Annotated in this window: 16 protein-coding genes and 1 pseudogene; 15 read left to right on the top strand and 2 right to left on the bottom strand. The window is 46.2% G+C overall.

Going from position 1 to position 12,272, the window contains the following annotated elements:
* Positions 1-283, bottom strand: a pseudogene (locus JGK39_RS09555) (ISAs1 family transposase); the annotation flags it as partial.
* Positions 284-937: 654 nt separating this feature from the next.
* Here JGK39_RS09555 and JGK39_RS09550 point away from each other — a divergent pair.
* The 9 genes from JGK39_RS09550 to JGK39_RS09510 all read left to right on the top strand — a co-directional run bounded on the left by JGK39_RS09550 (position 938) and on the right by JGK39_RS09510 (position 10,044).
* Positions 938-2,296, top strand: a complete 1,359-nt coding sequence (locus JGK39_RS09550) for a cytochrome 450 (protein ID WP_293260840.1) — start codon at positions 938-940, stop codon at positions 2,294-2,296.
* A 327-nt stretch (positions 2,297-2,623) separates the two neighbouring features.
* Complete coding sequence (locus tag JGK39_RS09545) at positions 2,624-3,169, top strand: hypothetical protein (RefSeq protein ID WP_293260838.1); 546 nt, start codon at positions 2,624-2,626, stop codon at positions 3,167-3,169.
* 266 nt (positions 3,170-3,435) lie between these two features.
* Positions 3,436-4,704 carry a sedoheptulose 7-phosphate cyclase gene (locus JGK39_RS09540; RefSeq protein WP_293260835.1) on the top strand — a complete coding sequence of 423 codons (1,269 nt, stop codon included), beginning with the start codon at positions 3,436-3,438 and terminating at the stop codon, positions 4,702-4,704.
* A complete protein-coding gene (locus JGK39_RS09535; protein ID WP_293260832.1) occupies positions 4,701-5,516 on the top strand; it encodes a class I SAM-dependent methyltransferase in 816 nt (271 codons plus the stop codon). The genes JGK39_RS09540 and JGK39_RS09535 overlap by 4 nt, the downstream gene beginning before the upstream one ends.
* A gap of 269 nt (positions 5,517-5,785) precedes the next feature.
* Complete coding sequence (locus JGK39_RS09530; protein ID WP_293260830.1) at positions 5,786-7,180, top strand: ATP-grasp enzyme; 1,395 nt, start codon at positions 5,786-5,788, stop codon at positions 7,178-7,180.
* A 2-nt stretch (positions 7,181-7,182) separates the two neighbouring features.
* Positions 7,183-8,244 (top strand): D-alanine--D-alanine ligase, encoded by a 1,062-nt coding sequence (locus tag JGK39_RS09525; RefSeq protein WP_293260828.1) that lies wholly within the window; start codon positions 7,183-7,185, stop codon positions 8,242-8,244.
* A 367-nt stretch (positions 8,245-8,611) separates the two neighbouring features.
* The gene (locus JGK39_RS09520; protein ID WP_293296170.1) at positions 8,612-8,857 is read left to right on the top strand and encodes a hypothetical protein; all 246 of its coding nucleotides are present in this window, start codon (positions 8,612-8,614) and stop codon (positions 8,855-8,857) included.
* A 105-nt stretch (positions 8,858-8,962) separates the two neighbouring features.
* Positions 8,963-9,352 (top strand): hypothetical protein, encoded by a 390-nt coding sequence (locus tag JGK39_RS09515; RefSeq protein WP_293296169.1) that lies wholly within the window; start codon positions 8,963-8,965, stop codon positions 9,350-9,352.
* Positions 9,352-10,044, top strand: coding sequence for a KilA-N domain-containing protein (locus tag JGK39_RS09510; RefSeq protein WP_293296167.1), 693 nt, complete (start codon positions 9,352-9,354; stop codon positions 10,042-10,044). Before JGK39_RS09515 ends, JGK39_RS09510 begins: the two co-directional genes overlap by 1 nt.
* A gap of 29 nt (positions 10,045-10,073) precedes the next feature.
* On the opposite strand, the gene JGK39_RS09505 is transcribed toward JGK39_RS09510, so the two are convergent.
* Positions 10,074-10,343: a hypothetical protein gene (locus tag JGK39_RS09505; RefSeq protein WP_293296166.1), complete on the bottom strand. Its 270-nt coding sequence runs from the start codon at positions 10,341-10,343 to the stop codon at positions 10,074-10,076.
* Between the two features lie 98 nt (positions 10,344-10,441).
* Here JGK39_RS09505 and JGK39_RS09500 point away from each other — a divergent pair, with 98 nt between their 5' ends.
* The 6 genes from JGK39_RS09500 to JGK39_RS09475 all read left to right on the top strand — a co-directional run bounded on the left by JGK39_RS09500 (position 10,442) and on the right by JGK39_RS09475 (position 12,266).
* The gene (locus JGK39_RS09500) at positions 10,442-10,636 is read left to right on the top strand and encodes a hypothetical protein (RefSeq protein WP_293296164.1); all 195 of its coding nucleotides are present in this window, start codon (positions 10,442-10,444) and stop codon (positions 10,634-10,636) included.
* A gap of 78 nt (positions 10,637-10,714) precedes the next feature.
* A complete protein-coding gene (locus tag JGK39_RS09495) occupies positions 10,715-10,957 on the top strand; it encodes a hypothetical protein (RefSeq protein ID WP_293296162.1) in 243 nt (80 codons plus the stop codon).
* Positions 10,954-11,193, top strand: a complete 240-nt coding sequence (locus JGK39_RS09490) for a hypothetical protein (protein ID WP_293296160.1) — start codon at positions 10,954-10,956, stop codon at positions 11,191-11,193. Before JGK39_RS09495 ends, JGK39_RS09490 begins: the two co-directional genes overlap by 4 nt.
* Positions 11,171-11,728, top strand: coding sequence for a hypothetical protein (locus JGK39_RS09485; RefSeq protein WP_293296158.1), 558 nt, complete (start codon positions 11,171-11,173; stop codon positions 11,726-11,728). The genes JGK39_RS09490 and JGK39_RS09485 overlap by 23 nt, the downstream gene beginning before the upstream one ends.
* Positions 11,716-11,889 carry a hypothetical protein gene (locus tag JGK39_RS09480; RefSeq protein WP_293296157.1) on the top strand — a complete coding sequence of 58 codons (174 nt, stop codon included), beginning with the start codon at positions 11,716-11,718 and terminating at the stop codon, positions 11,887-11,889. The genes JGK39_RS09485 and JGK39_RS09480 overlap by 13 nt, the downstream gene beginning before the upstream one ends.
* 11 nt (positions 11,890-11,900) lie before the next feature.
* Complete coding sequence (locus JGK39_RS09475) at positions 11,901-12,266, top strand: hypothetical protein (protein WP_293296156.1); 366 nt, start codon at positions 11,901-11,903, stop codon at positions 12,264-12,266.
* Positions 12,267-12,272: the final 6 nt, after the last annotated feature.

Raw genomic sequence — 12,272 nt, 5'->3', positions numbered from 1 at the left:
AAAAAACATTTCTGAAATTGTTCCGGATTCAGGCGAGAAAATACTCGCGCAATTGTGTCATGGGAAGGTATGCCATTCGGCAATTCTAAAATTTTTTTTTTAACCATTCATATTTGGCTCGTCCATAACTTTCGATATCCACCCATGTATCAGCACCGCAAATCACGGCACAAATTGAGAGGGTGATAATATCAATTAATTGATGATGTCTCGTCCGCTCGACTATTGGATCTTCTAGGTCAGAAAAATGGTCGGCGATGGTAATTTTAGGTTTGAGTTTAATACAGGTAAACCCTAATTAAATAATTTGTAGTTACTCAACAATTCTTCTCCAATATACCATATTCTGTTAACATTAAATTTAGATGCGTTCGCCCTGGCCTCGGGGGCGATCGCTTTTTACTATCTAATGATTCGGGCATCGATACGGTTGCCGATTTTGAAGATGGCAAAGATTTGCTGATTCTCCGTAATAAAGTGACTTTCTCGCTGTTGGCAATTACTGAAAGTAATGACATAACTCAGATTAGTTTTGCCTCAACCGGAAAAGTTTTTGCTTCTTTAATTGGAGTATCGTCGAGTCTGATTGGTGTCGCCGATTTTGCCTCAATCTAGTAGCAAGTAGTCGCAGATAACTACGGTTATCTGCGACTCTCAGAGATTGGGGCTAATAATTAAAAATTAGAGAGTACATATACTTACCAGGAATTGTGAGAAATTGCATCAAATCTCCGGAATAAGCCTAGACTTGGACGCAGACATATTCAGTAGAATTATATCTATATTGCCACGACGTTCACAAATAAAGATGGCTATAGTTATACTTACTGATTTTGGCAATTTTTGAGGGTATGAAATCCCGGTAAATAGGGGTTCAATACCCTCTTGCTGCTAAATGCGTAGCGTGTTATGGCCAGAGGATCTCGGAGGAATTATCGTGAACCTAAATTTAGATACTATTTTCTCACCGCTGATGAACCCGGCCCTGAATGAGTTTCAGGCTTGGGCTTTGGAAAACCCCGAGGAGGGCCTCAGTAAAACGATGCTGCCCGCGATCGCCCTGATCGAGGGTTTAATTGCCAACGAACCCACCTATTTGCCGGCAAAACGGCTGGCTTTCGGAAATAACTTTTGCTGCGCGGGACAAGTCGTGATGGGAGAGTTTGCCACACTCGAAGAAGCACTCACATCGCCTCAGGCGCGCGGATGGCGGCTGGGTACTTCTGTCCTCGATCCCGATCTCTCCCCCAACCAAGATGTCGGCGGTAGGAACCTTTTCCTGCTGTCTTTGTCCGATCGCGAACCAGACGGTAGCAGCAACCACGCAGCATTCCGAAGCTGTATGCAGAAATATCTCTTCAACAGCGCCACAACCGATCGCCAAGAAGACGAAACCAGCAGGCGGTTGCTCGATCGGCTGGCTGCGGATTATATTGAGATGCCGCACGGTGCGGGGGAAACATTTTTTACCGATGTCAGGCGCGGCTGGATGGGATTTTTAGTTCCATACCTGCACTACGTAATTTTTGGGATTAATCCAGATGACAAGTCTGCGATCGAACTTCTCACCGATTTACATTACATCCGCCAAAGCCCCGCGCACTACTTCGCCGTCGCGGGCAGCCTGCTGCAAAGCCTGAACCTGTTTGGACATGGGGATTTGTCGGCTTTAATCGAGCGCGCGGCGACTATCTACGAAAATTCTCCCGCCTTAGCCGACTTCGAGGTGAGCTCGGAAAACAACGGGATGACTAGGCGGGAATTGGCGAAGCTGATGACAGCGATTATGGGGATAGCGGGACTGCAAGGCCCCTTGCACCTCGGTTACACGGCTATGGGATACCGCCCTCTCCCGGCGTATAAAGGAACACAGACTGCCCAAATTAATCCGACGGATTTTTGGGACGATCTCGATTTGGACGATCGCCAGTCGATCGAGCTTTTCCTCCTGGAATGCGGGCGCCTCTGGGCTCCGGTGAGCGCCACCCACCGAGTCGCGACAGAGCCATTTACCGCCACGGTAGGGGGCAAACAGCGCACTTTCCCCGCCGGCACCAAGGTACTGATACCGCTCAGTCTGGGGCTGCTTGACGGCAGTTTCTGGGGCTCTACGGTGTACGAATTCAACGCTAAGCGGGAGAATTTGTGCCCTTATCATATGGGTTTTCATGCGGTGGGCGATCGGAGTGCGGGACGGATTTGCCCCGCTAAAGATATCGCACTGAAGATGCTGGTGGATGTCATTAGTACCGTTGGCAAAGTTAGGCGATCGTCCGCACCTAATTTGCAGCAGTAATTAATCGAAAAACCAGGTTTGATCCTTCGGACTTCAGTCCTCTCTTCTTGTCTGAAGAAGGACTAAAGTCCTCACTACGAACCTAATTTTGATTATCTAACTGGACAGGTTTGATCCTTCGGACTTCAGTCCTCTATCCTTGTCTGAAGAAGGACTAAAGTCCTCACTACGAACCTAATTTTGGGTTGTCTAACGGGACAGGTTTGATCCTTCGGACTTTAGTCCTCTATCCTTGTCTGAAGAAGGACTAAAGTCCTCACTACGAACTTAATTTTGGTTATCTAACTGGGTGCGAAATGTAAACACTTTTCGAGGTTAAATAATACCATGTTAATCGAAACAAAGAAACTAAAAGATATCGCAACTTGGATGAAAGCAGAACATCCACCCGAATTCCCCGAAACCCTGCAAGGTATCTTCTTTATGGACGGGAATATTTTACCGGACTATTGTCTGACGATGTACAATTCAGAATGGAATCCCGAGCAACTAACGTTATTACTGCGGATTTATGAACCTGTTGTCTGGACATTTCATTCATCAATGGCGGGACGGATGTTACTTTATGCCGTCAAATTTTCTCGCTTCAGCTACTTGTTCCGCTTCTCGGATGCAACTTTGCAGCACGGGCACATTACGCCGATCGCGTTTGGATTGTCTGTACCGCCGTGGATTATGGATTTTTTGATCGATCGAGATCCGAACACTCCGAATGGGGATATCTGGGATCGCAGAAACTCGTTTTTCGGCAGACCTCCTGAAAAAGGCTATACACTCCGCAGAGTTGTCAACAAAGATAGCAGCCCCACATCAGCATTTTCAGATTTTTTGTCGAAAGTTGGCACTGATTGTTTAATTATTGCTCAAGAGTGAAAATATTTAGGACAACTACAAAACCCGCTTAATTAGGCGGGTTTTTGCGATCGCACCGATTGAATTTGAATCCGCGACTGGGATTGCGATCGCCCGAGTCACAGCAAACTTCCCGGAAAACAACCGATTTGGGCGATCTTGACAGTATATTTTTATTTATTTGCATAAAAATTCTGGGATCTGGGGCATCAGTGGAATTACAGACAAAAACCGGGTTAAGAGGTTGACGATCGCGATCCAGATTAAAAAAAATGTTAAGTTATGTAATGTCAAGATACCAGGATCATCTCATGGGTAACGTCCAAGCAACTTACAAAGCTACGGAAAAAGCCTTTCATATTGAGGGATATGAAAAGATCGACTTCAGCTTGCTATACGTGGATGGAGCCTTTGGACTTGAGAACTCTGAAATTGCAGAGAGCTACCGTCAGTTTGGGCGCTGTTTAATGGTCGTAGACAAGACAGTCTACGGTTTGTACGGCCAGCAAATGCACGCTTATTTCAAGCATCACGAGATTGACTTAACTGTATTTCCGGTAACAATCAAGGAAACAGATAAGACGCTGCGGACTTTTGAGCGGATCGTTGATGCGTTTGCAGACTTTGGGCTGGTTCGCAAAGAGCCTGTTTTGGTTGTTGGGGGTGGTTTAACTACGGATGTGGCTGGCTTTGCCTGTTCCACCTACCGCCGCCGCACTAACTATATCCGAGTGCCCACGACACTGATCGGACTGATTGATGCGAGTGTCGCGATCAAAGTAGCCGTCAACCACGGTAAGTTAAAGAATCGTCTGGGTGCTTATCACGCTTCTGGAAAGGTGATTCTAGACTTCTCCTTCTTGAAAACCCTGCCTGTGGATCAGGTGCGTAACGGCATGGCAGAGTTGATCAAGATCGCTGTCGTCGCCAACAGCGAAATTTTTGAGCTGTTGGAAAAGCACGGCGAAGCACTTTTGCACACTCACTTCGGCTACTTGAACGGTACGGCAGAGATCCGGGAAGTGGCTCACAAGGTCACCTATGATGCGATTAACACCATGTTGGGGCTGGAAGTACCCAACTTGCACGAGCTCGATCTCGATCGCGTGATTGCATACGGTCATACCTGGAGCCCTACCCTGGAACTAACGCCGGAAATTCCAATGTTCCACGGTCACGGTGTCAACATTGATATGGCATTCTCGGCAACGATTGCTCAGCAGCGGGGCTATATTTCGATCCTCGATCGCGATCGCATTTTAGGATTGATGAGCCGCATCGGTTTGGCGATCGACAGCCCTTATCTCACCTCTGAATTATTGTGGAAAGCCACAGAATCCATCAGCCGGACGCGGGATGGTTTGCAGCGGGCCGCAGTTCCCAAGCCGATCGGAAGCTGTTTTTTCATCAACGATCTGACAAAAGATGAGTTGGATCGAATGCTGGCAATCCACAAAGAAATTTGTCGCGGCTATCCTCGCGGTGGAGATGGTGAAGATATGTATATCTCGCTAGAGACGGCTAGCGCTGCGATCGCAGCAGGTGTGAAAGCATGACAGTAGCCCCCAGACCAGTTACACCGCTAGGCATCCTGGCGACCAAACTAGAGTATCTCACACAGCAGATAGAAGCCTCAGATAGCGTTGATGCAGATCTGAAGTCACAATTGCGACAAGCCTGTGAGTTAGCAAGCGGGTTAGATCCTTACATCAATAGCTGTACAACGCCCGAGTCACCGGCTCTCGCAGCCCTGGCCCGGCGCACCCAAGCAGAAGATTGGAGCCAGCGGTTTTCCGACAGCGAGACTGTACAGCAGTTAGAGCAAGAAATGCTCTCAGGGCATATCGAAGGTCAAACTCTCAAATTTTTTGTGCATTTAACTCGGGCGAAGCGAGTGTTAGAAATCGGTATGTTTACCGGCTACTCTGCCCTCGCTATGGCCGAAGCCCTGCCCGATGACGGCGAAGTCGTTGCCTGCGAACTAGATGCCTACGTGGCCGAGTTTGCTCAGCAATGTTTTAAAGAGTCGGACCACGGTCACAAAATAAGAGTCAAGGTTGCACCGGCGCTGTTGACTCTCAAAGAGTTAGCCGCTGCTGGTGAAGTGTTCGATTTGGTCTTTATTGATGCCGACAAGGCTGGATATGTAGACTATTTGAACTTGTTGCTAGACACCGATTTGCTGGCACCCAACGCTTTGATTTGTGCAGACAATACCCTGATGCAGGGGCAGCCTTATCTATCAGGTGAGGCTACTGCTAACGGGCGCGCGATCGCCAAATTCAACCAAGCAGTTGCAGGCGATCCTCGGATCGAGCAGGTACTGCTTCCGTTGAGAGATGGTCTTACCCTGATTCGCCGAGTCTAGGTGACAATCCGACACCGAACACTCAAATAGGTTTGTAGTGAGGACTTTAGTCCTTCTTGAATGCGGAAGGGAGTCCTCACTACAAACACTCTTACTTCAATTTCATTCATTCCCTCTCAAGTCTTGAAATTATCTGCGTCGATATGCGTCGATCTGCCTTAAATCTGCGGTTGACTTATCAATCAAAAATTTATGCAATAAGCCTAGGTAATTAAGAGGACTCGCATTCCTCACTACGAACCAATTTTATTCAGGGTGATAAGGAAAGCATGACGCAAAAAATTTCGATCGCAACAATGCAGCCTGAGCCTCAAACAATGGCAGGTAACGGGCGGCTGCGGAATTTAGTAAAAACAGTCGGAACTCTCTTGTTGCTGCTGTTGGTGCTACCGCTGAATGTCGCTGTAACGGCGATCGCCCTGCTGGCGGCAATTCTAGTTAAACCGTTTCAGTCTAGGACAGCCGCGGCCAATCCTCAAACGATCTTGGTCAGCGGCGGCAAGATGACCAAGGCGTTGCAGCTAGCTCGATCGTTCGATCGGGCCGGCCATCGGGTGATTTTGGTCGAATCACACAAATACTGGTTAACCGGGCATCGATTTTCTTGGGCAGTCGATCGTTTTTATACAGTACCGAATCCTCAATCCAAAGACTACATTGATGCACTTTTAGAAATTGTCCAAAAAGAAGCGGTAGATGTTTACGTACCAGTTTGCAGTCCAGTTGCCAGTTATTACGATGCTCTAGCTAAACAGGCACTTTCGCCTCACTGCCAAATCCTGCACGTCGATCCAGAAATGGTTCAGCAACTAGATGATAAATATCAGTTTTCCGCAGTCGCAACATCATTAGGTCTTTCTGTACCTGAGTCCTACTGCATCACAGGGCCGCAGCAGGTGCTTGATTTTGATTTTTCAGGGCAAAAGCGCCAATACATTCTCAAAAGCATTCCCTACGACTCTGTACGCAGGTTAGACCTGACTAAACTACCGTGCAATACACCCGCAGAGACAGCGGCATTTGTCAAGGATTTGCCTATCTCCGATCGCAATCCTTGGATTATGCAAGCGTTTATTCCCGGACAAGAATACTGCACCCACAGCACAGTCCGCGATGGGGAACTGCGGCTGCACTGTTGCTGCAAGTCGTCAGCATTTCAGATAAATTATGAAATGGTGGAGCATCCAGAAATCGAAGCATGGGTGAGGCGGTTTGTGGGCGGTTTGAATTTAACTGGGCAAGTTTCCTTTGATTTCATTCAAGCCAATGATGATGGACGCATTTATGCGATCGAGTGCAACCCCCGCACTCATTCAGCCATTACCATGTTTTACAACAATCCCGATGTGGCAAAAGCTTATTTAGAAACAGAGCCTTTGCCTGCTGTAATTCAACCGCTCGAATCAAGTCGCCCAACTTATTGGATCTACCATGAAATTTGGCGGTTGGTAACGCATTTGTGGTCTCCCGTTGAGACAGGGCGAAGGTTACAAATCATTGCTAGCGGCAAAGATGCTATTTTTGAGTGGTCCGATCCGCTGCCATTTTTGATGGTTCATCACGTGCATATACCATCCCTCTTGCTAGGAAATTTACGGCTGCTTAAGGGCTGGATTCGGATTGACTTTAATATTGGTAAGCTTGTCGAATTGGCTGGAGATTAATTATGTCGGTATTGCGTGTTTTGCATTTGGTGGGGTCTGCTGTTGATGAGTTTTACGGAGATTTATCGCGCCTTTATGCCGAAAATTGTATTGAATTCACCGCCAATCCAGCACTCTATGAATTTCATATTGCCTGCGTTTCGCCCGTAAGCGTTGCCCGCCCCTACGGGAGGCTCATCAACGAAGAAAAACTCCAATGGCGGTTTCCGAAATCTCTGAGTCGCGAGGATCTCGCCGCCGCCGATCCGATGTCCTTAGCCGAAGCAGTTCAGGTTCTGACAGCACTCAAAATCGATGTGATGTTACCGCAGATGTTTTGCGTTCCCGGGATGACATACTATCGAGCTTTGTTTGATTTGTTGAAGATTCCCTACGTGGGAAATACTCCTGATGTGATGGCGCTGACTGCTAACAAAGCGAAAGCAAAAGCGGTTGTGGCGGCAGCAGGTGTCAGGGTGCCCGAAGGAGAATTGCTTCGCGCCGGAGATACTCCCAAAATTCCTCCTCCCGCAGTGCTCAAACCTGTGGATGCAGATAATTCTTTGGGGGTAGTTTTGGTAAAAAATCCCTCTGACTACGACTCTGCTTTGAAGACAGCATTTGGTTATTCGGATGAAGTATTGGTAGAGTCATTTATTGAACTCGGCAGAGAAGTCAGATGTGGCATTATTGTTCGGGATGGTGAACTTGTCTGCTTGCCGCTGGAAGAGTACCTGATGGACAAAGATGAGCGGCCGATTCGGAGTTATGAGGATAAGCTCAAACGAGATGAAAGTGGTGACTTAACTATGGTTGCTAAGGATAATAACAAATCGTGGATTGTCGATCCTAGCGACCCGATTACAGAGAGGGTTTGGGATGCTGCTAAAAAATGTCATGTAGCCTTGGGCTGCAGGCATTACAGTCTGTTTGATTTCCGCATTGACTCCAGGGGGCAGCCTTGGTTTTTGGAAGCGGGGCTGTATTGTTCTTTTGCTCGGACGAGTGTGATTTCTGCGATGGCAAAAGCGTCTGGTACTTCTCTGGATACGCTGTTTCAGACTATGTTAAATAACGCCGTTTGAGAGAAGCAAGCATGGGGCGATGGGGCGATCGTACAAGCTAATCGGGCATTAAGTCGAAAACCCTAATTCCCATAAGGTTTCAATGGGCGCATCTCGTTAAAAATTTGCAAGGTTAGATGAAGAATGTAGCAATGAGGCCACCAGCCATCAGGGCAAGTACGTGTTTTCATCCAGGGCTATGAGGGGGTTCAAGAGTGCCGGGGCGCTCTGGGGCAACAACAGTCACAGCTGACTCAAATAACCGTAGAAACGACAAAACCTCCTCAGAGAGAAGGTTTTGTGAATCGGAGCGACACGATTTGAACGTGCGACCCCCACTACCCCAAACCTTAAGTATCTATCCTGTAATTCTTAGTGGATAAGGGTTGTGGGTATTCTCAATAACGGCGATAGCCGTTTTATCGATCGATGGGAAGTTTTTGAGGTAATTCTTCCAAAAATAGATGCTAGTGGCGGCTACATCATGCCTACCGCCACTAGCGAACAACTCTCGGCATTGATTAAGAAAGCCAATGTGCGGTGGCGGAACTACAACCAGAGCAGCGATCGGGACTGGACGAGGGATGAACTTGAAGAATGGATTCGGGTCAACTTCCGTTACATACTAAATTAGGTACTTTTGCTTATTGCATTTAATAGATTAATTATATTAAACTTCTATAGTACAGAAATATCAGAGGTGCAAATTTGCACTCCTACTCTGATAGAAGAATAATCGATGAACAAATTACAGCTTTTTTTCGAGATTTTACGGGAAGAGGGTGTCCACATGATTGAGAAAGGTAGCACTCAGTCAGCTATGTCTGATGGAACTCCGTATCTTTTGCTAAAAGTCCAGGATTTAGGAAAGTATTTTGACTTACCTAATCCCTCAGATGCTTTCAGGTCTTTAGCTAAGCGTGAAAGAGAGCTTAAATTCTTAGAGAAGGTTAAACAACCAGTGGGTAGGCCTGCATTGTATGTAGCTGAACCACTTTTTTACTCTTTTTTGCTTGCTCCCAATAATCAACATCCCAAGGTTCAAGCTATTCAAGAATGGATTTTTGGGACTGTTTTGGATCATATTTTTCAGGATGGTATGTACACGCCAGAAATGGAGAAAAAATAATGTTGCACATTTGGAAAAATCAGGAAATTGAACAAAACAGTAAAGGTTATGTTTGTTTAACAGACATGGCAAAATCTGAAAATACTACGATCGCACAGTATTTCAGAACTAAAAATGTAATTGACTACATTGATGCTTTGTGTTTAGATTTAGGTATCACAAAAGACGAGTTAATCTTTTCAGAAAACCAAAGCAATTATCCTAAAACTTGGGTACATCCTGAAATAGCAATAGATTTTGCTAGTTGGGTATCTATTCCTTTCCGTATTTGGGCTAATCGAGTATTGCGTCAAGTTCTTACTAATGGCGGCTACATCATGCCTACCGCCACTAGCGAACAGCTTTCGGCATTGATCAAGGAAGCAAACGCAAAAATCTTAGCGATGTACAAAAATCGCAGTGTCACTTACAAACTGAACAAGAAGACGGGTATAACAACGATGACAGTGTTCAAGGGTGGGGTGAAGGAGTATCAGACCGATTTATGTAGCTACTCAACCCCGAGTCTAGTTAACCCGCAAGTGCTGATTATGAGAAGTTTCTACTCAGAGCTAGACCGTTGCACGATCGACATCGACTCTCCAATGAAGGAAGCCTATGTCCGCTGGCGGAACTACAACCAGAGCAGCGATCGGGATTGGACGCGGGATGAACTTGAAGAATGGATTCGGGTGAACTTCCCACTCCGCTAACTAGATATCATCGAAAACCCAGCCGATCGTCAATCGCGATCATCTGTTTTTTTTTCGCGTTGTTCCAAGCCCTCCAGTAAAATCATGCGAACGATCGATGCTAGCGACTGCCCCGGTTCCGCAGCCTGAGCCAGCAGCCGATCGCGCAGCCCCGAGATATCGAATGTCAGCCGATCGCGTTTGTCCCTGCTTCCCTTTTTCTTAGTCATCTTTCTACTATATTCTGCGACTGTACGGAAATCTTGCATAAAATATTTAGTATTTGTATTGACGTAACATCCATGGGATGTTACAGTCAAGAAATCCTGCAAACACAGAACTAGGTTGGTGTTACAGCACCAACCTAGCTTTACTCAGCTTCCGCTGAGCAGGTGATATTTCTGGAAAGAAACACAACATGATTTTACAACCAACACACGCAGTAACGATCGTTCGCGCGTACAACCCGGATATCAAAATGCAAGTACGGGGCAGAACTGTAGAAGAGGCGATCGCCAGAACTAAGGGCGGTGCTCGCGATATGGGGTACTGGGATTGCACGGCAGTTGTTCCAAATTCTGATGCAGCGCCACCGCGAGCTGGTGGACGTTAGGTTTATTTTTTTAGGTGTCTGTGAGCTACTTTTGTGTCCGAAATAAATGCACAAAAGTAGCTCGGCAAGTAGCTCACCATGAACGACAAAGCAAATGCAGTAAGGCTTTCTGAGATTTTTGATTCAGACGGTAACAGCTTTCACCTTACCGACGATCAGATTTTAGAATTTGGTGGCATTCCACCAGAATATCGATCGCCCGAATCGTTCAAAGCCCGTCGTGTTGTGCGATCAAAAGTTCTAAAGGCAATAAAAGAAGGCAAGCGGGAGTGGTGGACGCGAAGTGAGCTCAGGCAAATCCTGGAACTGCGTGCCCAATGACTGAGGCAACATTCAAACGTCGGCTGGAACTGCTGGAGTTATGCCCCGAAGTTGATCGAAGGTTGTACGGGCGCAGATTTTCAGATTTTTTGAGGTGGTGCTTGGTGGAAATCGAACGAATTTATCAGCAGTTCGATCGCAGCACCGAAAAGACCATCGAATATCTAGAAAATGTTGGACTAGAAACAGCAAACTATTTTGAGGAAACACAGAATGATTACGAGAACAGAAGCTAAATTTCAATTGGGATTAACCAAAGTTGCTGATATCACCAACGTGCGGAAAGCATTGGGTCACAAAGATTGGCAGAATTCTCAAATTGACGAACAGGATATGGCGGAATTAAAAAGATATTTCGATTTAGTGCGATCGATGTTAATGGCTCCGAGTGAAGCGATTTTGCAGATTGCTTGCGATCGAACAGGAAGTCAGCAGGCACACAATGAAATTAACCCAGAAGCTATTAACGAACAAGTCGGGGAGCCTGAAGAAAAAGGTGAGATGACTGTAGCAATTCAGTCAATCATGACTGAAGCAGCACTAGGTTTGACCGATGCTGGAGCAGCAGCAGCCGAACAACTGGTCGATGTTTTCACCTATTCGCTGGCAACTAATTTGGCAGCAGCACTTTCCAATCGAGTCGGCAATATCCGTAGCAATTTTTCAGCTATCGGGAAAATCGTGGCTTCAGTGCCGATCGACATGAAAGGTGCAAGTTTGCCAGGGGAAAAAAAACCTCAACCCAAGCAAATCGGGATGTGGTCGGAATAGATTTGTTGCTGTTGGGTGAGGATATTGTCAACGAAATTCTTATTCAGCAGCAGAATCGGCAAGCTCAGCAAACCAAATTATTTCTTTTGTTTTTGTTGAATTTGCCGACAATAAAACTGTCACATGAAATAGGTGACATGGAAGTTTTGATGTTGTGTTGAGTTGAAAATCAATGTTGCTAAGAAGCCCGATCGCGTCAATCGCCGATTACATTCACGTCAAGAGATCGAAATCTCAGCCTGCCAATCTCAACCAAATTCCGCTGCGATCGATAGCGACTGATAACTGGAAATTGATTGTATTTTCAGGAGTCATCGCAACAACTGCAACCTTTGCAACAATTGCAGTGTTTCTGCCAGTACCTTTTGCTGTCAAAACTTCAGAGGCAAAAGTTACGCCTAAAAGTTCAGTAAAATCGAATGTCACTGAAAAAATTGGTTTACTGGATTTGTGGACAAAAAAGCTGAAGCTCAATAAGTTTTACTGGATACTGGCGATCGCAGTAACAGTATGGCTGCTTAACAAATACGAAAACTAGGAGAAA

It is taken from the genome of Microcoleus sp. PH2017_12_PCY_D_A, assembly GCF_020738565.1.
Classification (GTDB): domain Bacteria; phylum Cyanobacteriota; class Cyanobacteriia; order Cyanobacteriales; family Microcoleaceae; genus Microcoleus.
Note: the sequence above shows the minus strand (reverse complement) of the source record. Positions and strands in the feature narration are given on the sequence as shown.

Coding starts and splice junctions, on each gene's coding strand:
- JGK39_RS09545 (WP_293260838.1), top strand. CDS start 2,624: ATGTTAATCGAAACAAAGAAACTAAAAGATATCGCAACTTGGATGAAA.
- JGK39_RS09540 (WP_293260835.1), top strand. CDS start 3,436: ATGTCAAGATACCAGGATCATCTCATGGGTAACGTCCAAGCAACTTAC.
- JGK39_RS09535 (WP_293260832.1), top strand. CDS start 4,701: ATGACAGTAGCCCCCAGACCAGTTACACCGCTAGGCATCCTGGCGACC.
- JGK39_RS09530 (WP_293260830.1), top strand. CDS start 5,786: ATGACGCAAAAAATTTCGATCGCAACAATGCAGCCTGAGCCTCAAACA.
- JGK39_RS09525 (WP_293260828.1), top strand. CDS start 7,183: ATGTCGGTATTGCGTGTTTTGCATTTGGTGGGGTCTGCTGTTGATGAG.
- JGK39_RS09515 (WP_293296169.1), top strand. CDS start 8,963: ATGAACAAATTACAGCTTTTTTTCGAGATTTTACGGGAAGAGGGTGTC.
- JGK39_RS09510 (WP_293296167.1), top strand. CDS start 9,352: ATGTTGCACATTTGGAAAAATCAGGAAATTGAACAAAACAGTAAAGGT.
- JGK39_RS09500 (WP_293296164.1), top strand. CDS start 10,442: ATGATTTTACAACCAACACACGCAGTAACGATCGTTCGCGCGTACAAC.
- JGK39_RS09495 (WP_293296162.1), top strand. CDS start 10,715: ATGAACGACAAAGCAAATGCAGTAAGGCTTTCTGAGATTTTTGATTCA.
- JGK39_RS09490 (WP_293296160.1), top strand. CDS start 10,954: ATGACTGAGGCAACATTCAAACGTCGGCTGGAACTGCTGGAGTTATGC.
- JGK39_RS09485 (WP_293296158.1), top strand. CDS start 11,171: ATGATTACGAGAACAGAAGCTAAATTTCAATTGGGATTAACCAAAGTT.
- JGK39_RS09475 (WP_293296156.1), top strand. CDS start 11,901: ATGTTGCTAAGAAGCCCGATCGCGTCAATCGCCGATTACATTCACGTC.